Below are 21,374 nucleotides of genomic sequence, written 5' to 3' on the forward strand. Positions count from 1 at the left end.
TTAATCAATCAATTCCACTTGAACTTTAATAAGCTTTTGGAATTCACTAATTCTAGCATTTAAAGCTTCTTTAGAAAGATTTTCTAACATTTCTGTTCCGAATTTTTCTACCGTTAGTGAAGCCAAAGCAGAACCGTAAACAATCGCCTTTTTCATATTCTCAAAATTGATATCATCTACCTTTGCCATATAAGAAATAAATCCTCCAGCAAAAGTATCTCCAGCACCTGTAGGGTCAAAAACTTCTTCAAGAGGAAGGGCAGGGCAGAAGAACATATTCATTTCCTTATCGAATAATAAAGCACCATGCTCCCCTTTCTTTATGATGAGGTATTTGGGTCCCATAGTAAGGATTTTTTTAGCTGCTTTTACGAGGCTATACTCACCTGATAGTTGACGAGCTTCTTCATCATTAATGGTAAGTACATCTACCATAGAAATGGTTTCCAAAAGTTCATCCCAGGCAATGTCCATCCAAAAGTTCATGGTATCCATAGCAATCAGTTTTGGGCGTTTTTCAAGACGATCAATTACCGATTTTTGAACCTGAGGAGATAAATTACCTAGCATTAAATACTCGGCACCTTGATAACTATCTGGAATAATAGGGTCAAATTCTCCCAAAACGTTTAGTTCGGTAATCAAAGTGTCTCTAGAGTTCATATCAAGATGATATTTCCCACTCCAAAAGAATGTCTTCCCACCTTTAATAATTTGCAAACCTTCTACATTTGCTTTATGTTTTTTGAGCATTTCGATGTGCTCAGTAGGGAAATCTTCTCCCACTACTGATACAATATTTGCACCTTCTACAAAGTTTGAAGAAGCTAAAGCAATATAAGTACCTGCACCGCCTAAAATTTTGTCTGTTTTTCCAAATGGTGTTTCAATTTGGTCAAATGCCACAGAACCAACAACTAATAAATTCATGTTATTTTGATGTAATTTTTTTTCGTTTTTTTTCACTGCAAAGGTATTGTTTTATTCAAATATTCCTATATATTTGCATCGCTTTTGTTGAGAAACAGCAAAAGAAAACACTCCTCCTTAGCTCAGTTGGTTAGAGCATCTGACTGTTAATCAGAGGGTCCTAGGTTCGAGTCCTAGAGGGGGAGCAAAATAAAAGTTTAACATGAAATGTTAGACTTTTTTTGAGTGAAATTTTTACTCAAAATAGGAGTAAATCCCTCCTTAGCTCAGTTGGTTAGAGCATTCCGATTATTCATCGGAAGCGTCCTAAGCTTCAGTCCTAGAGAGTGAGAACACAAAATAAACATTCCTCCTTAGCTCAGTTGGTTAGAGCATTCCGATTATTCATCGGAAGAGTCCTAAGCTTCAGTCCTAGAGAATGAGAATGAAAAATAAATATTCCTCCTTAGCTCAGTTGGTTAGAGCATCTGACTGTTAATCAGAGGGTCCTAGGTTCGAGTCCTAGAGGGGGAGCTTTTTTAGAAAAACCGTCATTTTTGGCGGTTTTTTCAATTTTCAAATATTTTAACTCGTTGTTTTCTAATATTATACACTCTAATAAATAACTGATGTTTTTGGTTCGATATTGATTTTTTTCAAAAGTCAATTTTTCAGGAAATATCGAACCAACAAGTAATTTTTTTAGTTTGATATCTGCTTGAGCGTAGAGTTTTCTGATATTTTTGATAAAAGTAATTCCAGATTTTAAATGATTGGCAAAATTATCATCTAATGAGTTTAACTGAGATATTGATACTTTGATTTCTTGAATTCGTTTAGAGTTTCTAAGTTTAGCTTTATTATATGTTTTCACATCAATAAGATCATCTAAGAATTTGTCCTCCATTGAAGATTGTCTTTCAAGGAGTTTATTGAGTTCCCTTTTTAGACTTTGTTTTTGAATTTTAATATCATTCGTTTTGGAACCATGTATTTTTCTAATGATCTTTCTATAGAGTGAGGCGATATCTTCCTTAATCTGAATTTCTTCAAGCATGAGTTCAAATAAGATATTTACATCATCGGCTTTAAATCGTACTCTACAAGGTGGATTACAATGGTAATAATAGTAAGAGTTACCAGTTCTTCCTTTGGAGCTCGATCCTGTAAGATTTCTATTACAAGAAGGACAAATTAGATGCCCTCGAAGAGGAAGAGCCTTGTCTATTTCTTTTGGTTCTTTTGTCGTAATACTAATTTTCTCACTAAAGTTGTTTTGCACCTTATCAAAGATATCTTGATCAATAATTGCAGGATGAAGTCCTTCGACTAATTGCTCATTATAGTCTTTATTTCTGTGAATATAAATTTTTCCTAAATAAGTCGGATTTTTAAGCATGGAGATCGTTCCATTTTTGGAGATTTTGATATTGTTTTCAATTAGCATTAGCCTGATTTCTTGAATAGAATACATGCCTTGGCTATACATTTCAAAAGCACGTTGAATATAAGGTGCTTTATGGTGATCAATAGCCAAAGTGGATTTACCATTTTCATCACGTTGATTCTTATAACCCTTAGGGGCAAGTCCTGTAAAGCACCCCTCTAATTTCGCCTTGTGTAAAGCACTTTTTGTTCTTTCGCTGTTCTTATCATTTTCGACTTCTGGGATAACAAGATACATTGCTAAAATGACCTTTGAATCAGACTGAGATAAATCTAAAGGCTGCTCTGTTGCACTAACTTCAATATTATAAGAGTTGAAAGTTCGAATCATTTTATAAGCTTCTTCAATATTTCTTGAAAACCGATCCCATTTAGTGAACAGAATTTTGTGAATTCTTTTTTTATTATTTTTTGAGAAATTCAAAAGCTGAGAAAAAGCTGGTCTTTTAAAATTTTTTGCTGAGAAATCTTCTTCAAAATGAGCCAGAATAGTGAGGTCATTATTAAGACAATAACGTTCTAGGGTGCTTTTTTGATTTCGTAAAGAATAGCCTTTTTGTGCTTGTTCATCGGTGCTTACTCTTGTGTAGATAATAACGTTTTCCATAATCCAAGTGGGTTTTATGATTTCAACAAAAAGATCTCATATTCAATTAATGCAATTTTCTCTAGAAATTGTATGAGTAACCTATGTTGATCATCTGTTTGTAAAATGTTTTTGTATTTCATATAGTAGGTTTATCCCCCCTTTGGGAAAAAACTCGAAACAATTCAAAGTATCTCTATTTCAGCTTGTTTTCAAAGAGGGTGTATTGGTTTTTAGCTCATTTTAAGAAATATTAGCGCTCTAAGTGATTTTCCTTTTCTTCTCTGATTTTTTGAAGTTTTTCCAACTTATCCAGTCGCTGATGAATTTGTTTCATATGATGTCGACTATTCAACATTTCAAAGTCTTTTTCTCTAATGGCTAATTTCTGCCAGGAGTAACGTTTGCCGTCTATGTCTTCAATCCCAAGGGGAATCCCCTTTTTATGATAGATGTTAAGACCAAGGTTTTCTAATTTGTCATAAAATTCTCCCATAGAATGAGAGCTTGCTAAAAGTTTGTGTTTGATAAATTTCATCGGGTACGATTTAAGTGTTGTTGTTTGTTTTCTCTTATTTTCTTGAGTTTTTCTAAAAGCTGATTTTCTTTTTCTAAATCTTTGGATTGGTTTAAATCCAAATAATCTTCGAGTTGAATGTCTAAGGTTTTAAATCGGTATTTCTTCCCTGAACAAGAGATGACTCCCGTGGGTATTCCATCACTTCTCCTTTCGTAATGGATCAAATCATGATTATGAAGTAGCTCTTTAAATTCTGATAGGGATTTGGATTGTTTTAATGCTGTTTCTATATTCTGTTTTACGGTTTGTGTTACCGATGTGCCACCATACTTGATTAAGTTTCCTTCTCGCTCCTTGATATAAGGTCTACCTTTTCCATGTTCAATATGAGAATGTTCAAGACCTAATTCTTTGGTTACAAAATTTTCCATCTCCAGTTTCAAGTCTGCTAATTCAGATTTTCTCAAGGAACTGGATTTGTTTTGTCGATATCGAGTGGCAGATTCTAAAATATGAATATGCGGGCTATCTGTATTAAAATGTGCAATTGCGTAACCAAGAACATCTCCTCTTAAATCAAAGTACTTTTCTGTAATGCTGGTCATCACTTCTGAAGTACAGTATGATTTGTCTTTTTCACTCATGGAAATAATGGTATGGAAACAGTAAATCCGATTTTCCGTAATCTTTCGGTAAGCCTCATTTTCAATAAAAGCATCAATGATTTTTTCTTTTTCATCAGGGTTTGCTCGAATGTTATGAAGAATAGGAGTAAACTCCTGCTGTTGTGTTTTGGTTTTATGCTCGTTTTGTATGTAATTGATGGTATTCTCAAAGGCATACAATCGAGATCGAGAAAGCATTTTAAGTAGAGGCATGATCCGTATCGTTTAAATAGTTTAACAATCGCTCTTCTATAAAAAGCAACGTACTTAAAACTTCATTTTGAGAAGATTGATTTGTTTTCATCAGTTTATTGATGAGTAATCCTAAATCAGCACTCAGATTCGTAAGTGCAGATCTGTTTGGAATAGAAGCTTTTGCATGTACTTTTTCAAGTAGTAAACTTTTAGCCAATAAACTTGGTGATATATTATTATGTTTACAGAGCTTCTCTAAGGTTTTGTAAGGCTTATCTTCCAAATAAAATCGCAATTCGTGAAGGCTTTTTCGTTTTCGTTTCGCCCACTGACGCTGATATTCTCTACGATAGAGTTTCTTGTATTTTTTACGCTTTTCAGGATTATCTAAAGCTTCATGTTTAATAAGAAAAGCTAGTAGGAATTGTGATTTAATTTTGACCATCTGAAGATTGTTTTTGAGTGAAACATTCAGCTAAATAGTCCTCTATACTGAGATGTTTAATCTTTGAGGATTTATCGTATATTCCATTTTTAACTTTTGTCTTTCTTTTAAATGGAATCTTACTTTTTCTGACCATGGATGGGATTTTATAAAATGGAGTAAAACTCAAAAGCAAAGGTCGTTTCCCTGTAATGGTTACAATGCCTTTATCTTGTGACGAAAGTGCCATTAATTCCGTTTTTGTTTTTAGTGGTCGGGTAATCTTTTGCTCCGACTCTTTAGGTGTATAAGTATAAGTTCCCAATACTTTTTCTAAATGCGTGGCTTCTTTTAAATCGATACTTAGATACACATGTGTATTTAAGTTTGAAATAATGGTGTCCGATTTTTCTTTGGAAAATGTAGTAGTAAACTGGCTATGCGGATTTTGTGCAAACAGACATAGGCTACCATTATATTTACGAATATTACTTGTGATAATATCCAAATTATCGATCTTCAATACAGGTGTTTCATCTAAAATAAAATAGGTGTCTCTATCTTTCTCCGTTGGTAATTCCTGAAAAAAAGCATCAAAAAATTGAGTAAAAAACATGGTAGAAATTGGACTATAATATTCCATCTTTGTGGTTGAAGAATGAACAAACACCGCTGTTTTTGTTTGTCGGATTTTGGTTAAATCCCCTAGGGTGTCATGTGAAGTGATTTTTGCAAGATTTTCATCCAATCCATAAATGGACAGTGCATTTGATAAGGTCGATAAAACGCCACTCAAGGTGTTCTCTGACATGGATACTATTGATGAATACGTTGTAAAAAGTTCAGGTTTATGTTCTGACAATTCAACGACCAATTTATCAAAGGATTCTCTTTCTGTTTCGGATTGTAATTTTTCCACCAGATGATAGAGATTATAAAGTGTATCATAAACTTTTGGTAATCCCTTTTGAAGTTCAATAAGAAAAACGAGTATGGACACAGCTTTGGAATTCCAAAAGTCCATTTTGCCTTTTACAGTATTGGATATTAGGGTATAGGCAAAAGCATTAAACTGAGCTTTGGTTTGTAATCGAAAAAGTGGATTAAACCTTGACGAGTTATTGGCATTGGCAAAATCAAGAATTAAAATGGAGTACCCTAAGGATTGTAAATACCCTGCAGTATATCCGAAAATTTCTTTGGATGGATCGTGTATACAAAGCATGGATTCTTTATCTATATTAAATAGTATGGGTAAACAAAGTTTTACAGATTTCCCAGAACCCGTACTTCCTGACACTAAAACCCCTTTTCTATCCTGATCTTTTGTTAGATTTAAATACCCATTGATAGTTAATCCTCTATTCTTTCTGCGAAACACAGAAGAGATTTCCCCAAAGCCATCTTCAATTTCATGCTTTTGTTTTTTCATGGAATCCAAAAGATTAAGACTCAACGATGCCATTTCTTCGTTTGTATCTTCAAAAAAGACATCCGCTTTGTTAAAAAACTGTTTGGACTTTTGTTTAAGCCAAACAAGTTTTCTTAGTGTTGTTATGGTTAATTTCATTTTTTATGTTTTTGATAGGTTTTATGGAGTTCTCCAATGAAGCTTAGTACTTCATGGAGAACTTTTAAAAGAACAGAAAACAGGAGCATAAGGCAGTTGAACAAAAAGAGTAGAAACTGCCAGCATGCACTAAAAAGGGTTTTCATAAAGCTGAGGTATTTTGAGATGTTGTTTCAAAAAATTGTCCCATTTGTATCTTGTAGCCTTTAGGTTCAAGCACTGCTTTATAGATTTCTAAAATGGACTGTATGTAGAGACCTTGCTCATAATCTTTTGGACTGAAATAGACATAGACCTGAGTATTCCCTTTTTGGATGGGAATTTTTGAATAGTCCAATATCAATTGGTCTTTATGCTTGATAATCTGCTGAGCCGTTTGAAAACGATTAAGTTTTGTGAAAGAATTTTCAATCATATCGGTAAATAAATGCACCTCAGATACTCCGTTATTTAAATGCTGAGCGAGGATAGGAAAAATCACTGATTTCGGGCTGGATTTTTGAGTCTTATTCTGTTGGTTAATAATATGCTCAGCTTGCTGATAAAAATGCTTGAGTTGTTTACGATTTTCTAAATCGTTACTGAGCATCCCCGACTTCAAATCCAATGAAATTTGCTGTTTATTATGAAAAGGCAAATCGTCAATACGTTCAAACGTCACTTGTGACTTCCCTGTTTGATTCCATTTTTTGAGAGCTTTAAACCAGCCTATACTTGGATAAATCGGCATGACATCAGAGTGGTCTGTTAATATTACCATTTTGTCTAATTTGTTTTGTTTCTTCTTTGTACAAGCCGCTGCAAAAAGAAGAATGCTTAGGGTAATGATCATTCTATACATAATCGTTTAGGTTTAAACTTTGATACTTTAGATTTAATGTTGGGAGGGATGGCGTTTTAACGGATTCCCCTTTTTGAAGACTAAAATTCAGTATGACTTCTTGCACTTTCTGATTATACTTTGCCTGTATCAATTTTTCCTGCTCATTTAGATAAACCAATAGACGATTCAGCAATTGCTCTTTTTCAATGACTTCATTCGGAATAGATTTTAATTCTTTTTTGATGTCCGAAATTCTATTTTTATTTTTCCAAGCTGTTTCAGCATCTTTTTTACTCTGTAAATAAGCTTTCTTTTGATTTCTGGTGGGACTGTTTTTATAAGAAAGAAACATCGCTGTGGAAAAATAAATGAGGTTTAAGCAGACAAAACTCCAATTGCCGACCTCTAAACTGCCATCATTCATCTGAGAGATATAAAGCAATCGTAAATGAGAAATGAAATAAAAAATTAAGCTCATCAGCCCTAGAGATAAAGTCCAATATAGAGCATGTTGCCATAATGTCTGGGCGAATTTTCTAATAAAACTTGCCAAAAAGTGAGCTAAAAATACGAGCGAAACCCCTAGTGTTAAGGAAAGAATAATACCTACAAAAACATTTGGAGCGAGTACTTGAAATGCCTTATAATTAAATGCTAATTCTCCTAAAGTTAAAAATGCGATTACGATCTTAATTAGATTCCATCGTTTAAATACATGTTCTAAATAACTTAAATCATGATCACGATTATCCAATATTTGCTTACGAACAGTTTCTTTTATAGTTGCTAGTTCGATTTTCAAATCTTGTTTTCTTTTACCTGATGTTGATTGCAACTGAAGAAACTCTTTAAGTTGATTCTCCCACTGAATACTGAGGTAAAGTTTTGATAATGTGATTTGGAATAAACTAAAAATAAATTGAATGAGATATTCAATTTTACCTCCTTTCATTGCTGAAGTTGAACGGGTTTTTGTTGAGACTTTCTGATCGATGCTTAATAATTCTTTTTGCAACTCTTTCTCGAAAGCCTTGTCAATGGTAATGAAATTCTTTTTCATGGTATATAACATAATTTATGATTACACAAATTTTGTTATTCTATTCAGTTCGTGAATATGTTTGCTACCAGTGGGTATTTAGTAATCTAAAAGGTCAAAAAATCAACTCAAGAGGTTTTATATTCATTTTTTTATGTAATTTAGTGGCACGTTCTTTAACAAAAAGAAGACACTCGTTTTGAGTGTCTGGTAGAATAGGGTGTTGATCAACAGGAGTATGTCTCCATAAAGATAGATGAATCTGATATTCAGCTGAGTATCATCTGCTTTAATTTAGGAATCCACAGAGATACATATATATAACCAGAGACATCAATCTTAATGCCTAGCCTATTTCTAACTTTCTAATACTGAAGGAAATGAAAAAAGCTTATCAACAAACTATTGTAGAAGTTTTGCTAGTCTTAAAAAACTTTGAATCGATAAATACCTTTAACCCAAGAGACAAAGTAGATGAGATGTTAGCGGAAACTATTTTAATTAAGGTGCCTGTTTGTGATATTATATACATAAAATCTTCAAAGCGCAAGAAAGGTTTTTATGTGGTCAGGACACAATCGGGAGTATTCTATACAAAAACACCATTAACCGAGCTGGAATCAATATTACCCAGCCGAAAATTCTATAGAGTACATAGACAAACTATTGTCAATTTGAGTTTTGTTTATGGAATCAATAGGAGAAATAACTTAGTACTTCAAATTGACAACGATAAAATTGAAATTCATTGTTCAAGAAGGAAGAAAGTTCAAATTAAGAAAGTCATTCTTAATTCTGAAGCTTAGTTTCGAAAATTGCACAGTCGTCTAAACTACTAAGTCAAAAGAAGAGAATATCTCTAAAAACAAACCTCACTCAGTGAGGTTTTTATATTTTATACAAGTAAATTTTTCTTTTAATCCACATTCGACAACAGCTATTATTTGGTTTTTTGATAAAAAAAGTTCGAAAATCAGAAGATTTTGGGCTTAAAATTCCTAATGCTTTATACTCTCCTTATGTTTGAAGTAATTCAATCATGTGAAGGAGCTTAAAGGTAATGGGAACTTTGACTTTGAATCATACTGCGACACTCTTCCAGAATATGCTCGACGTAGATTTCCAGAGATATACAATTTGATAATAAATAAGAATCTCTAAAGAAAAACACAACTAAACATGGGTTGTGTTTTTCTTTACCTAAATTTGATTATACAAGATAATAATGCGTCAGCCCTAAACTCACCGCATCAAACAAACCTTGGTTATGTGCTTCAGAATCGCCTAGTTTCTGTGGCTTAGGCATTTTATGCTGAAGTTTCGGAAACCATTTCGCAATTTGTTTAGCGATTTCATACTTGGTAAAAGCTTCAAAATTAGAAAAAACCTCTCTGATATTTTTTCGTGAATAAGCAAAAACCTTTAAGTTGTTTTTCAAGGCTTCTCTACGAATAGAGGCAATAAGTTTCCGAATTCGTGCACGTTTTCGAGCTCCTTTCACCCAAACATCTTCTACAACGATTATATGAGGTTGAAGATCTTCAATAAGTTTTTTGATTACTTTTTTGCATTTTATGTTGCATATGGGGCGAACTCGAATAATCCCTTGGTAAATGAGGGCTTGCGGATTTTCAAAAAAAGCATATCCTATGCCAAGTGCATTGGGAAAAAATGCCAGTACAATTCGTTTTCTTTGTAGAGAAGATTTCATAGATTTTCACTATTTAATCGGACTAAAGCAGCTTTGAGGAATTCGCATTTTGCCTTACTCTCATCTGTTGATTTTGTTTTGTTTAATCGACTTAATAACTGAGCAATGGTACTTTTCAATAAATAATGAGCTTCATGATACTGCATAGGAAATATTTCTGCCATATTCTTGCCAAACAAACAAGAATATGTTATAAAAATATTAGGGGGACAGATTCTATTGGCTTTTTCAATTTTTGATAAAAAAGATAAATCTACCCCTCCTAAAAGATGGGCTATATCTTTTAGGTTCATGGGCGTTTGCTTGCGAATTCTTCGCAAGTGATTGGTCTGTGACATATAACGATTAAGACCCTACAGGATTAGAAATAATGATGTTCTGTAAGGGTCTTTTTCAATTATAACAAGTCATTAAATGCTTCCAATACTGGCAAAATGGACAGAAGTCTATTTTCTTCTTTCTAATGTGCTTTTATTTTAATGAAAGATTAGCCCAAATCTTTCCTTTTTTTTGGTCTTTCTTTTTATAAACATAAAGTTGAATATTGGCTATTTTCAGCTGAAATGAGGTTTTGAATAATTGCATTATGGGGTTTTCTTTTTAAAGTTTATAGATGTTAATTATCGATTGCTCCGTTTTTATTTATCTCAAAAAAAAGAAAAAATCCTTTTGTACATTTTATTTTGTAAAATTTCTTTTTGTCGCATGTAGATTCTACATAGGTTTCATGACAAAATCTACATGACTTGGAATACAAAACCTCATGAGTCGTTGATATCTAACAGAATTTATAGGCATTCTCATGTAAATTGTACATTCAAAAAAGCCCATTTTAGGGCTTTTTATCGTTTTCTTCTACTTTCGAATGTAGTTTTTTCCGACTCATGATTTCATCTATTCTTTGCTGATCGCTCTGCCATTTAATATTTCGGATGGCTTTCTGACTTACATTCATCTTTTTTGCATGGGGATTAACAGAGGTTAATTCATAAAATATCTTGGATTCCAATTGCCGCTGCCCAGCATGTTCTAAGACTTCATTTTTAGTATTGGATGCTCGAACTAGTCCAATGGAGATTAACCTTTCAATAGCTAAAGAAATTGTTCGGTTAGAAAGTCCTGTTTTCTTTTCAAACAATCGGATGGCTATCCAATCTCTACGTTTTCGTTTTCCTGTAGAACGGTCTATATAACCCAAAGTTTGTCGAATAATAACTAATAATACGGATAGTTCTGAGGGTTTCAAATTTGGTTGAAACTCATCGAATATATAATTCGGTATGCTTGTATAATAATTCATATACTTTAAGCCTATCGAATTGAACTTTTGATTTCTATACTGGTAAATTGGACTTTTGACCATCTTGCCAGTATAGCGGTATAAACTTGAGATGGATAAAATAGGATTATCCATGTTTGATAGTGAATTACAACACAATAAGCAAATCATCCATCGATTTAAGCAGTTGTATATTAAAAAATACAACAGACCTATTTCTGATCATGAAGCATTTGAACTGACACGATTTATGCTCGGTGTTGTTTTTCTAATTCACAAAACAAATAAGACAGTATATAATAGTCATGCTAGGTGAAGACAATATTATAAATGTAAAATATTTATCCCAAAAAGGGGCAAAGGATGTTTTTTCACCTAGCAGTTTAAATTCTATTCCTTTGTCCCTTTTTGGGTTTTTAAATAAACACTATGTATCAAAATCATTCCATAAAATATTTTATTTATGCTCGAAAATCGACCGATAGAGAAGATAAGCAAATTGCATCTATCGAAGATCAAATTCGAGAGTGTCAAAAAATTGCACAACAAAAAGGGTTTGAAGTTGTAGATATTATCTCTGAATCTAAATCTGCAAAAGCTCCTGGACGAAAAGAATTTAATTCCATGATAAGCCGAATCGAACATGGTGAAGCTAGAGGGATAATTTCTTGGAAAGCCAATCGCCTTTCAAGAAATCCAATGGATAGCGGACGAATCTCTTGGCTTTTACAACACAATATTATTCAACATATCCAATGTTATAGCGAAGATTATAAACCTAGTGATAATGTTCTTCTACTTCAAATTGCTCTTGGAATGGCGAATCAGTATATCAAAGATTTAGGAAGCGATGTAAAGCGAGGACTAAGAAATAAAGCAAAAAATGGGTGGTACCCTATTGCCACTCTTCCGATTGGTTATATGAGAAATTCTGATAAATCCAGTGTTAAGAAAATTATTCCAAACCCTGACACTTTTCCTATTGTTAAAAAACTTTGGAAACTTAGATTAGAAAAAGGATATTCTATTGCTGGAATTAAGAAAAAAGCAGATGCCTTAGGTTTAACCAATAAAAAAGGTCAACCTTATGCATTAAATACTTACGCCCAGATGCTCAAAAATGAGTTCTACGCAGGATATTTCTACTGGAGAGGGGCTGATGGTCATCTAGAACGATTTGAGGGTAAACACAAACGAATGATCAGCTTACTCGAATTTCAAAAAGCCTTAAGACTTTCTGAAGATAAAGGTAGACCTAGCCAATCAAAAATAGATGATTTCACTTTTAGAGGACCTTTGGTTTGTGGAGAATGTCAGGCAGCCATCACAGCTGAAAGAAAAAAACAAATCATTTGCAGTACTTGTAAGTATAAATTTTCCTGTCTCAAAACGTCTGCTTGTCCACAATGTAAGCTCTCAATTGAAAAAATGAAAAGTCCATCTCGTATTGATAAAATATATTACCGATGCACCAAAAGAAAAAAGAAAAACTGTTCTCAAAAATATATCGAAGAAACTAAACTGCAATCCATTATTCTAAATCGTTTACAAGAAATACATCTAGATAAAGACTTTGTAGAGTTAGCCTCTGAATATATAGACAATCATGTAGAACAAAATAAGGAAGAAGATAGAGAAGTTAAGAGGGTTTTAGAAAAACGAAAAACGGAGTTGCAGAAGAAAAAAGAATCCCTAGTAGAGCTTCGTCTTAATGGAGAAATAACCGCTGATGAACTTAAAATTCTCCGAGTTAAAGTTGATCAGCAACTCCAAGATAATCAACGAGAACTTGAGCAAATGAATTTTCACTCCCTAAATTGGAAAAATGAAGTCGAAACAAAACTATCATGGAGAAATACCTGCGTAGAGATCTTTAAAAATGGATCAAAAACACAGAAAAAAGAGCTTTTAGCTGATTTAGGTTCGAACCTAAATATTTTGAACAATGAGCTTTATTTTTCAAGGGATTTCATTGGAACACTACTTGATGAGTGGAATCGTCTCTATACCCTAAAAAAGCATGGGTTCGAACCTAAAAAGAGCCTTATTTTACAAGGCTCATTTAGAGATTTTGAACACCTAAGTTCAGTCATGCTGGCCGAACTTAAGTTAGTTCGAACCTAAAAAAAGGAACTTTATTAATCCATCTGTCCAAACCTGCGGTATAGCTTTCCATCCCCCAAGAGCTAAACTGTGACCCTATGCGGTTACCTCTAAATCCACAAATCAATTATTTTGCTCGAACGAACTTTAGGAATCATCACAAACTTTTTGGGATTAAACAAAAAGATCGATTGTTCCACATGGCTCTTTTTGGAAAAACAGGTGCTGGGAAAACAACCCTTTTGGAAACTATGATTATGCAAGATGTGCTCTATGGGCGAGGTCAATTCATTGTTGATGTCCATGGTGATTTATCAAGGAATATTCTTTCAAAAGCCGATGAAAAATCGAAATCAAATATTGTTATTTTAGATATGGCAGACCCGAATCAACCTTGGTATTTTAACCCCCTTGCTCATGTGGATGTTGAAAGGCGTTCGCTGATGGTTTCTAATATTATTGATACCTTTAAAAAGCTTTGGAAAGCGGCTTGGGGAGCAAAAATGGAGCATATCTTAAGAAATATTCTTCTTACCCTTATCGATCAGCCTACAAGTAACTTTGCTGATGTCTACCGAATTCTTCATCAAAAAGAATTTCGATTTGAATGTCTAGAACATGTTCACTCAAAAGAACTTTTAGACTTTTGGAAAAATGAATTCCCGAAATATAAAGGTATGGACTTGATGCCGATTTATAACAAGATAGGAGCCTTCTTGGCTCATCCTTCTATTCGAAAGCTTCTTATTCTTAATCATAAAATCTTCGATTTACAAAAGTTTATTGAAGAAAATAAAACCATTATTCTTCGGATTCCCAAAGGAGAAATAGGAAATGATTCGGCCTTGCTATTGGCTTCTTTGTTTTTAAATGCGGTGCTTTCGGCTGGCTTTTCAAGGTCGAAGATTCCTCTCCATGCACGAAAACCTTTTATATTGTATTTAGATGAATATCCAAATTATGTTCATGGAAACAGTATTGAAGCCATGCTTTCTGAACTTCGAAAATTCAATATGGGAATTGTACTTTCAGCTCAAAGTTTATCGATGTTATCAGTAGATCTTCGAGATATTATTTTGGGAAATGTTGGGAGCTTGATTGTTTTTCGAGTGGGATATAAGGATGCTCAATATTTTGCAAAGGAGTTTCATCCTGTGTTTAAAGCCAGTGATTTTATCAATCTTTCCAATTATGAAATCTATATCAGACTTTTTATTGATGGAAAATCCTCTCGTGGTTTCTCTGCTTGTACTGTTCTATACAGCGATATTTCCCAAAGAATTCAATCCGATTACCCTTTTTAACAAGGTGTCCAAAAGTGTAGTATTGGAATATTTCTCCTTTCTGAGAAACTAAGATTAAACCAGTTCTTTATTACTCGTTTAATCTTTTTTAATTGCTATGCCCAAGACTCCAATTTCCTATTACGGAGGAAAACAAAATATGCTCAAGGAAATCTTGCCAAGAATTCCTGAGCATAAAATCTATACCGAAAGTTTTTTCGGTGGTGGTGCTGTGTTCTTTGCTAAGAAACCCGTTCCATCTGAAACCATTAACGACACCAACAATATGGTGGTTAATTTTTATCAAGTTCTTAAAACGGATTTTAAGGGTTTGGTTACCAAAATTGAATCTACCCTTTTCTCTCGAGCTTCCTATATCGTGGCTCATACAATTTATAGAATGCCGCATTTGTTTGATAAACTACAACAGGCTTGGGCATTCTATATCGCCACCAATATGGGCTTCTCTTGTAAGATAGGATCTTGGGGCTACGATAAGTATGGAAAACGAGTGAAGACATTTCTCAATAAAAAGATGAATTTTTCTTTTGATGTTGCACTTCGTTTAAAACGTGCTCAGATTGAATCAAATGATGCTATCAATGTTATTGAGAGTAGAGATACTTTAGATTCTTTTCACTATGTCGATCCTCCATATATAGATTCTAATCAGGGACATTATGGGGGTTACACAGAGTCAGACTATACCAATCTTTTGGAATGTCTTTCAAAAGTCAAAGGAAAATTCCTTTTGTCTTCCTATCCAAGTGAGATTCTTTCTGAATTTATTAAAAAGAATGGTTGGCATTCCATTTCATTTGGAAAGCCTCTTTCTGCTCAGAAATCTCAAGACGGAAAAAAACGAGATAGAAAGGTTGAAGTTCTTACAGCCAACTATCCACTCGATATATAAACTGAATACCAATCCAAAAACTTAAAAACTATGAACCGATTATTTCGATTTCAATTGATGCGTTTTTTTCTTGAGCAATACCGTTTGGAGCTGGAGGAAAAACAAGAAGAGGCATCGACTCTTGCTAAGAATTTCTTAACCCAAAAAGAAAGTGAAGAGATTATACAATATCTGTATCCCACAAGAACTAAAAAGACGATTTTGAAAGATTCAGAAATTATATTGTTTCTACTACACGATCTGGAAAACCTTCAGGAGCGTTTGGACAATCCAAAACTATCTGAAGTACAGACTTTGTTTTCTCACCTAAGTATCTATGGAAATTATTTGTGCCATAAAGAAATAGCAGATTGGGATGATTATGATTATTCCAATTTCCACAATCAACTTGTAAAAGCAGGTCTGGCTATACGAGCTCATGGTCTCTTTGAGGTATATTCCAAAACAGGAGTTCTTAGAATCATTCGTTGGTTTGACCACCTAAGTACGGCTCAAGAAAAACGCAATGAACTTATCCAGGAGCAAGAATTCACAGAAGAGCAACTGAAAATTTACCAAGAGCTTAGAGCTTTAAGTTGAACCCTCAAAAAAAACTATATCATGAAAAAAAATACCCACCTGCCCCGCAGGATTCATTTACGGTTTGAGCCACCTGAAGAAGAAACTCAAGCGCCAATACTCAACCAAGCTGATAGCTGTTTTGAATATCTCAAAATGATTTGGGATGTAGATACGCTCTATCTTCAAGAAGCCTTTTATATTGTTTTTCTTAAAAGCAATTTACAAGTCATTGGATACCATCAGTTATGTATTGGTGGTTTGGATTATTGTAATCCCGATATGCGTATCGCCTTTGGAATGGCTCTGAAGACAGGAGCTACAGCTATGCTGTTGGCTCATAATCATCCTTCTGGAATTCAAAAAGTTTCTAAAGAAGATAAGAAGCTGACTCAAAAATTCCTTTATATAGGATCATTGCTTGGAATTCGAATTATCGACCATATCATCCTCTGCAGTGAGCAACAGTATGTTTCATTTGAAGATCTTGGATATATGCACCAAGATTCTTGTATAACTCAATAAACCCTTAAACGCTATGAAAGAAAATAGTATGATTGATAGCCTTATTGATGCTATCCAAAGTGATCAAAAACTTCTATCGGAAGTAGAAGTAAACATCTCTAAATCGAAAGAGGAAAAGCGGCGTATTCAAGAACGACTTCGCTTAGGTAAAAATGATATGCTTGTACTCTTGAAATACCTTGATGACTCACAAAAAGAACGAGTGGAGTCTTTAGATTTGAATCTTGATGTTTCTTTTTCAAGGAAAGAGCTCAATGGTGTTGCCAAGACAGCTTTTGAATTGATTCTTGAGCATAAAGATTACAAAATGAGTAATCAGCAGTGGTATGAAGCGTATCTTAAAAGTAAAGGAAAAGATGCTGAGCATATTTCTTATACCGATTTTAATATCAAGTGTCGTTCACTGTTCAATTCTCAGAAACTCATTAGAACAAAAGGAAAAGACCCGAAAAGTTCTAAAGATGATGTGATTTCGCTGAACGGGAGACCGGTAAATTCCAAAACTCCCAAAGAAACGAAAGTTTCTAAGGGATAAGGATTTAAACCCATTTGTAAAAACTTAAAAGTGAATAAGATTTCATAAGAGACTGTCTGTGATTGGACAGTCTTTTTTTGTAATAAAATTACGTCTTCAATCTTTTAGATTCAAATTTACTACAGATGAATGCTTATTAAAGAATGAAAGTTCTTATTGAATTATTCCTTAATAATTTTTAGGACCTCCATGTAATTTCCAGATTTGACTTCCAATAAGTACAAACCAGGAGGTAAACCTTGAAAATCAAACTCTACCGTGTGCTGATTATATTCTATTGCCTCTCTCATCAACCTACCTTGATTTGAAGAGCACGTCATTTCTATAATCGGAAATACCTTTCCCAATTCAATTGTCAAATAATCCTTAACAGGATTTTTGTAGTAAATCAAACCTGTATCAAAGAAATTTTCAACGAACATGGTTTTACAACTTGTTGTAATTGAGCAATGACCTTTAATAATTATTACAGAATAACTCCCATTTTCATTAGGGTAAAATGTTGACCCAGTCTCCTCTATAATGACAGAGCTATCTGCACATGATATCCATTGATAGGAATCAGCGTCTTGAGTAGCTTCTATCTTGTTGTTAGTAATAACAAGAACAGAATCTATTGTTTCAGCATTTATCTCGTAATTATAAATCTCTTTTTCGCACATATTTGAATAAAACACAGTATCAGAATAGAACCCAGACTCAGATAAAACTTGCCCTTTAACACTTAGGAAGGTTTCATTTCCACATAAATATACGGTTGTATCTTTTCTTTTTACATCATATTTCGTAATAGCTATATGAACTATACTGTCGCAGCCCAAAAATGTAGTTGTTGTATCAATATATAAACCAGTTTGGGAAACAATTTCACCTGAAATTAGCGTATAAACTTGGTCGTGACAAAGATTTACTTTTTGTGAGGAAAATTTTTCAAACTCAATAATAATCTCTGTCTCAATTATAGAATCACATAAAAAGTGGTTTTCAAGAGTATCAATGTAGATTCCAGCTTGTCCAGTCCAATTTCCATTAGGTAATACAACACTATCTCCTTGACAGACATAATATACCTGACTGAAGGTCGAAATAGGTTTTACATGTAAAAAAGTGTTAATAATTGAATCACAACCCTGTTTCGTAGATAAAACACTTGTATAGATACCAGGTTGAGCAACCTGTGTTGAATCTGGCAATAAAAAATTATCACCTTGACATATTGTATCAAACAGAGAATAAGAATATGTTGGGAATACACTAATTTCTTGAATATAGATAGAGTCACAACTATTTGTTGTAGAAAATGTATCTATATATAAACCACTTGTAGAAACAGTATCACCTGAATGTAAAATATACATTTGGTCATCACAAATTTCTATAGTTTCAGAGAACATAAAAGTAGGGTTCACAAGTATATCACTGATTATTATAGAGTCACAATTATCTACAGTAAGCAAAGTATCATAGTAAATACCAGTATTGGATACAGGTATTCCATTGGGACGTATATAAACTTCACCATGACATAGGGTATCCGTTACAATATATTCATAGGCAGGATGAACTATCAACTGAACGACAATCGTACTATCACAATTGTGAATACTTGAAAATGAATTAATATACTCACCTGAGTTTGAAACAGATACTCCATTCGGCAATAAGTAATCCTCACCTTGACAAATTTCAACACTAAAGTTTGAGTAAAAAGTGTCGTTAACAACAACGTAATTTGTCCAAATGGAATCGCATGAACCAATTGACGTTTCCAGAGTATCTATCCAAACACCACTTTGGGTAATCAATTGACCTGCAGGGCTTATAAAGGTGTCACCTAAACAAATTTCAATAGATTGACTATAATTGTATTCTGGAAGAACTTCTAAATTAGTGATAATTATAGAGTCACATATATTGATACTGTTTAAATTAGAGGTATAAGTTCCTGTTGCTGACACAGTATTACCATTTGGTAGTACATAAGTATTTCCTTGACAAATTGTATCAAAGAAAGTGCTATAATAAGTTGGGAATACAGTAAGATTTATTTCAATAAGGCTATCACACCCCTCACTGGTTTCAAAGGTATTTGTGTAAATCCCGGAAGCTATAGCAGTATCTCCATTAGGTAAAATATAAAATTGATTATCACAAATGCTTGCACTTAGGTAGTTATGATAAACAGGATAAACGCTTAGATCATAAATCACGACAGAATCACAACCTTGCGAATTCAACAAGCTATCTGTATAAATTCCAGAATTTGTATAACTTCCACCAGAAGCTAATTGAAAACTATCAGTAGAACAAATATGCGTATCAACTAAAGTAAATTGGGTTTGGTACACGGTTAATATTGTCTCTACAATTAAAGAATCACATGTGTTTTGACTTTGTAAGGTATCAAAATAAGTACCTGAACTGGTTTCAATATCTCCAAGTGGTCTTTGATAACTCTCTCCCTGACAAATATTGGAATATACGTGAATATGGTTTAACGGTAACACATCTATGAATTCATGAATAACTGAATCACACCCTTGCTCATTTAATAGCTTTGTAGTATAGGTACCAGTTGTATAAATATAATCTCCATTTGCAAGTTCGAAGCTATCTCCTTGACAAATCGAATAAGAAAAATAAAATTCATGTTTTGGATAAATCATATAGCTTTTTGGAGCTGAAAACACTGTATCAACAGAAACACACACGTGATTAGAAATCATCTTTACTAAAACTATTTGGGGTGCGGTTGAATATTGTAATACAGGAATTTTTAATACAGGAACAGAGGTTGTGATCCAATTTCCAGTTGGAAGAAGCCATTGAAATTCTGGGTTACTCCCAGCATATTGAACATCCGCAAAAAAAACAATGGTATCTTGTTCACAAACCGTTGGTTCAGCATTTAGTTCAACGCTTGGGTTTGCAATGATAAATGAAGGGTTAGGAGAACCAATGTCTAAACCGATATTTCCAAAAGTTTCCTTGCTATATAGTGATTTATGAACAGGTGTGCTATCGCAAATTAAACTTAACGACCAATTATTTGGTGAAATCTCCGACGAATCTATATTCGATAAATAGAATGAAGATTGATTATTGAACATGGGAAAACCTGAAATTCCAACAGGAACATAAGAAAGTGCATGGTTTAGGTCATTCTTTTGATAATCTTCATAATATCGCCAAAGAGCAACTGTATCTATTTGGGAAACACCTGGCCAAGGTGAAACCGCAATGGATGGTATTGTGTTATTCCATACAGAATCAAATTGAGTTTGCTGCATCGAGTCAGCATTGAAAAGAATAACAGAAGACACTGGATGAATAATACCTTTCAAAATATTACCTCCATAAAAATCTTTTCCACTACATGTAGAGAGTAAAAAGCCCGATAGATCGATAGAGTCACTGGATTTATTATAAACCTCTATCCACTGCCACTTTAAATCATCATCTCCGGAAGGATCTGACATAATTTCTGTTATGACTACATCTTGAATATTCGTTACCCCTCCCACTGAGTAAGTTGTTTCGTTTCCATTCTTGTCGTAATGGTGATCAACTATTATATTACCGATATTTTCTGTTTTTAATCGATATAAAGAATCATAGCTTAGTATTTCTTGGGCCTGTATTGAATATGCAGTAAGAAAGTACCAGGCAAGAATGAAATTCAAAATGTAATTATACAGTTTCATCAAGTTTGTTATTAATCATTTATCACCAAATTTATCCATATTTATTGGAATGTAATAACTTAGATTTGAAAGCAACCGACAAGACATAGAATTTTGCAGTTGGAACGACGTTGATTCATTAATATATACACAGCAAACATGCTATACAATTTGATATGTGAGCTGTAACTCGAAATGTTCTTTCGAGCTTGGTTCAATTTCTTGCAAGCGAAAAGAATGTAAATTTCCGATGTATTTTGCCCTATCGTAGAAATGAAAAAACAATACAAAGGTCAATTATATTAAAATTTTTAACCACTTACTTCGTAGAAAATTGCCATCGATCGCTCCTAGAAAGACAAAATTATGATCAAAATGACGTATTATTGTTAAAATAAATTATTATGAGCGGATAGTAAAGGGGTTAGACTACCATTTTTTTGAGTTCTTTCTTTCCTCACTGTCCAAAAAACAATAAAAACCATGAAAAACTATTTATTAATACTGATGTTGGTTTTGGGTAGCACGATATATGCTCAAAGTCCAGATATGTTTAGTTATCAATGTGCTATTCGAGATAACGCAGGAAATTTATTAACCAATACCA

The 21,374-nt window shown here is 33.5% G+C and carries 19 protein-coding genes and 2 tRNA genes; 9 read left to right on the forward strand and 12 right to left on the reverse strand.

Annotated elements, in window-relative coordinates; all coding sequences use genetic code 11:
- A complete protein-coding gene (locus N4A45_05455; GenBank protein ID MCT4664663.1) occupies window positions 1–930 on the reverse strand; it encodes a PfkB family carbohydrate kinase in 930 nt (309 codons plus the stop codon).
- 111 nt (window positions 931–1,041) lie between these two features.
- Here N4A45_05455 and N4A45_05460 point away from each other — a divergent pair.
- Together N4A45_05460 and N4A45_05465 are read left to right on the forward strand one after the other, a co-directional pair.
- Window positions 1,042–1,115: transfer RNA gene (locus N4A45_05460), tRNA-Asn, on the forward strand.
- A 254-nt stretch (window positions 1,116–1,369) separates the two neighbouring features.
- Window positions 1,370–1,443 (forward strand) — tRNA-Asn (locus tag N4A45_05465).
- On the opposite strand, the gene N4A45_05470 is transcribed toward N4A45_05465, so the two are convergent.
- From N4A45_05470 to N4A45_05500, 7 genes are all read right to left on the reverse strand, one after another.
- Window positions 1,409–2,962 carry a recombinase family protein gene (locus N4A45_05470; protein ID MCT4664664.1) on the reverse strand — a complete coding sequence of 518 codons (1,554 nt, stop codon included), beginning with the start codon at window positions 2,960–2,962 and terminating at the stop codon, window positions 1,409–1,411. The genes N4A45_05465 and N4A45_05470 overlap by 35 nt on opposite strands.
- 232 nt (window positions 2,963–3,194) lie before the next feature.
- The gene (locus N4A45_05475) at window positions 3,195–3,479 is read right to left on the reverse strand and encodes a hypothetical protein (protein MCT4664665.1); all 285 of its coding nucleotides are present in this window, start codon (window positions 3,477–3,479) and stop codon (window positions 3,195–3,197) included.
- Window positions 3,476–4,339 carry a relaxase/mobilization nuclease domain-containing protein gene (locus N4A45_05480; GenBank protein MCT4664666.1) on the reverse strand — a complete coding sequence of 288 codons (864 nt, stop codon included), beginning with the start codon at window positions 4,337–4,339 and terminating at the stop codon, window positions 3,476–3,478. Before N4A45_05480 ends, N4A45_05475 begins: the two co-directional genes overlap by 4 nt.
- Window positions 4,326–4,766, reverse strand: a complete 441-nt coding sequence (locus N4A45_05485) for a hypothetical protein (GenBank protein MCT4664667.1) — start codon at window positions 4,764–4,766, stop codon at window positions 4,326–4,328. Before N4A45_05485 ends, N4A45_05480 begins: the two co-directional genes overlap by 14 nt.
- Window positions 4,753–6,315: a type IV secretory system conjugative DNA transfer family protein gene (locus N4A45_05490; protein ID MCT4664668.1), complete on the reverse strand. Its 1,563-nt coding sequence runs from the start codon at window positions 6,313–6,315 to the stop codon at window positions 4,753–4,755. The genes N4A45_05485 and N4A45_05490 overlap by 14 nt, the downstream gene beginning before the upstream one ends.
- Window positions 6,316–6,457: 142 nt before the next feature.
- Complete coding sequence (locus N4A45_05495; GenBank protein ID MCT4664669.1) at window positions 6,458–7,156, reverse strand: hypothetical protein; 699 nt, start codon at window positions 7,154–7,156, stop codon at window positions 6,458–6,460.
- Complete coding sequence (locus tag N4A45_05500; protein ID MCT4664670.1) at window positions 7,149–8,198, reverse strand: hypothetical protein; 1,050 nt, start codon at window positions 8,196–8,198, stop codon at window positions 7,149–7,151. The genes N4A45_05495 and N4A45_05500 overlap by 8 nt, the downstream gene beginning before the upstream one ends.
- A 359-nt stretch (window positions 8,199–8,557) precedes the next feature.
- Here N4A45_05500 and N4A45_05505 point away from each other — a divergent pair, with 359 nt between their 5' ends.
- On the forward strand, window positions 8,558–8,983 hold the full coding sequence (locus tag N4A45_05505; GenBank protein MCT4664671.1) for a LytTR family transcriptional regulator: 426 nt from the start codon (window positions 8,558–8,560) through the stop codon (window positions 8,981–8,983).
- Window positions 8,984–9,387: 404 nt separating this feature from the next.
- Here N4A45_05505 and N4A45_05510 read toward each other — a convergent pair whose 3' ends face one another.
- The 3 genes from N4A45_05510 to N4A45_05520 all read right to left on the reverse strand — a co-directional run bounded on the left by N4A45_05510 (window position 9,388) and on the right by N4A45_05520 (window position 11,302).
- A complete protein-coding gene (locus N4A45_05510; GenBank protein MCT4664672.1) occupies window positions 9,388–9,888 on the reverse strand; it encodes a hypothetical protein in 501 nt (166 codons plus the stop codon).
- Window positions 9,885–10,226 carry a helix-turn-helix domain-containing protein gene (locus tag N4A45_05515; protein MCT4664673.1) on the reverse strand — a complete coding sequence of 114 codons (342 nt, stop codon included), beginning with the start codon at window positions 10,224–10,226 and terminating at the stop codon, window positions 9,885–9,887. Before N4A45_05515 ends, N4A45_05510 begins: the two co-directional genes overlap by 4 nt.
- Window positions 10,227–10,720: 494 nt before the next feature.
- Window positions 10,721–11,302: a replication protein gene (locus N4A45_05520; protein MCT4664674.1), complete on the reverse strand. Its 582-nt coding sequence runs from the start codon at window positions 11,300–11,302 to the stop codon at window positions 10,721–10,723.
- Between the two features lie 294 nt (window positions 11,303–11,596).
- On the opposite strand from N4A45_05520, the gene N4A45_05525 reads away from it, so the two are divergent.
- The 6 genes from N4A45_05525 to N4A45_05550 all read left to right on the forward strand — a co-directional run bounded on the left by N4A45_05525 (window position 11,597) and on the right by N4A45_05550 (window position 17,084).
- Window positions 11,597–13,291: a recombinase family protein gene (locus N4A45_05525; GenBank protein MCT4664675.1), complete on the forward strand. Its 1,695-nt coding sequence runs from the start codon at window positions 11,597–11,599 to the stop codon at window positions 13,289–13,291.
- 77 nt (window positions 13,292–13,368) lie between these two features.
- Window positions 13,369–14,574: a type IV secretory system conjugative DNA transfer family protein gene (locus N4A45_05530; GenBank protein ID MCT4664676.1), complete on the forward strand. Its 1,206-nt coding sequence runs from the start codon at window positions 13,369–13,371 to the stop codon at window positions 14,572–14,574.
- 97 nt (window positions 14,575–14,671) lie between these two features.
- The gene (locus N4A45_05535; protein ID MCT4664677.1) at window positions 14,672–15,466 is read left to right on the forward strand and encodes a DNA adenine methylase; all 795 of its coding nucleotides are present in this window, start codon (window positions 14,672–14,674) and stop codon (window positions 15,464–15,466) included.
- Window positions 15,467–15,496: 30 nt separating this feature from the next.
- Window positions 15,497–16,045, forward strand: a complete 549-nt coding sequence (locus N4A45_05540) for a hypothetical protein (protein MCT4664678.1) — start codon at window positions 15,497–15,499, stop codon at window positions 16,043–16,045.
- Between the two features lie 21 nt (window positions 16,046–16,066).
- Window positions 16,067–16,549 (forward strand): DNA repair protein, encoded by a 483-nt coding sequence (locus tag N4A45_05545; protein ID MCT4664679.1) that lies wholly within the window; start codon window positions 16,067–16,069, stop codon window positions 16,547–16,549.
- A gap of 13 nt (window positions 16,550–16,562) precedes the next feature.
- Window positions 16,563–17,084 (forward strand): hypothetical protein, encoded by a 522-nt coding sequence (locus N4A45_05550; GenBank protein MCT4664680.1) that lies wholly within the window; start codon window positions 16,563–16,565, stop codon window positions 17,082–17,084.
- A gap of 161 nt (window positions 17,085–17,245) precedes the next feature.
- Here N4A45_05550 and N4A45_05555 read toward each other — a convergent pair whose 3' ends face one another.
- The gene (locus tag N4A45_05555) at window positions 17,246–20,788 is read right to left on the reverse strand and encodes a lamin tail domain-containing protein (GenBank protein MCT4664681.1); all 3,543 of its coding nucleotides are present in this window, start codon (window positions 20,786–20,788) and stop codon (window positions 17,246–17,248) included.
- Between the last annotated feature and the right edge of the window lie 586 nt (window positions 20,789–21,374).

The sequence above is a fragment of the Flavobacteriales bacterium genome, from assembly GCA_025210805.1.
Lineage (GTDB): Bacteria > Bacteroidota > Bacteroidia > Flavobacteriales > CAJXXR01 > JAOAQX01.

Coding starts and splice junctions, on each gene's coding strand:
- N4A45_05455 (MCT4664663.1), bottom strand. CDS start 930: ATGAATTTATTAGTTGTTGGTTCTGTGGCATTTGACCAAATTGAAACA.
- N4A45_05470 (MCT4664664.1), bottom strand. CDS start 2,962: ATGGAAAACGTTATTATCTACACAAGAGTAAGCACCGATGAACAAGCA.
- N4A45_05475 (MCT4664665.1), bottom strand. CDS start 3,479: ATGAAATTTATCAAACACAAACTTTTAGCAAGCTCTCATTCTATGGGA.
- N4A45_05480 (MCT4664666.1), bottom strand. CDS start 4,339: ATGCCTCTACTTAAAATGCTTTCTCGATCTCGATTGTATGCCTTTGAG.
- N4A45_05485 (MCT4664667.1), bottom strand. CDS start 4,766: ATGGTCAAAATTAAATCACAATTCCTACTAGCTTTTCTTATTAAACAT.
- N4A45_05490 (MCT4664668.1), bottom strand. CDS start 6,315: ATGAAATTAACCATAACAACACTAAGAAAACTTGTTTGGCTTAAACAA.
- N4A45_05495 (MCT4664669.1), bottom strand. CDS start 7,156: ATGTATAGAATGATCATTACCCTAAGCATTCTTCTTTTTGCAGCGGCT.
- N4A45_05500 (MCT4664670.1), bottom strand. CDS start 8,198: ATGAAAAAGAATTTCATTACCATTGACAAGGCTTTCGAGAAAGAGTTG.
- N4A45_05505 (MCT4664671.1), top strand. CDS start 8,558: ATGAAAAAAGCTTATCAACAAACTATTGTAGAAGTTTTGCTAGTCTTA.
- N4A45_05510 (MCT4664672.1), bottom strand. CDS start 9,888: ATGAAATCTTCTCTACAAAGAAAACGAATTGTACTGGCATTTTTTCCC.
- N4A45_05515 (MCT4664673.1), bottom strand. CDS start 10,226: ATGTCACAGACCAATCACTTGCGAAGAATTCGCAAGCAAACGCCCATG.
- N4A45_05520 (MCT4664674.1), bottom strand. CDS start 11,302: ATGGATAATCCTATTTTATCCATCTCAAGTTTATACCGCTATACTGGC.
- N4A45_05525 (MCT4664675.1), top strand. CDS start 11,597: ATGTATCAAAATCATTCCATAAAATATTTTATTTATGCTCGAAAATCG.
- N4A45_05530 (MCT4664676.1), top strand. CDS start 13,369: ATGCGGTTACCTCTAAATCCACAAATCAATTATTTTGCTCGAACGAAC.
- N4A45_05535 (MCT4664677.1), top strand. CDS start 14,672: ATGCCCAAGACTCCAATTTCCTATTACGGAGGAAAACAAAATATGCTC.
- N4A45_05540 (MCT4664678.1), top strand. CDS start 15,497: ATGAACCGATTATTTCGATTTCAATTGATGCGTTTTTTTCTTGAGCAA.
- N4A45_05545 (MCT4664679.1), top strand. CDS start 16,067: ATGAAAAAAAATACCCACCTGCCCCGCAGGATTCATTTACGGTTTGAG.
- N4A45_05550 (MCT4664680.1), top strand. CDS start 16,563: ATGAAAGAAAATAGTATGATTGATAGCCTTATTGATGCTATCCAAAGT.
- N4A45_05555 (MCT4664681.1), bottom strand. CDS start 20,788: ATGAAACTGTATAATTACATTTTGAATTTCATTCTTGCCTGGTACTTT.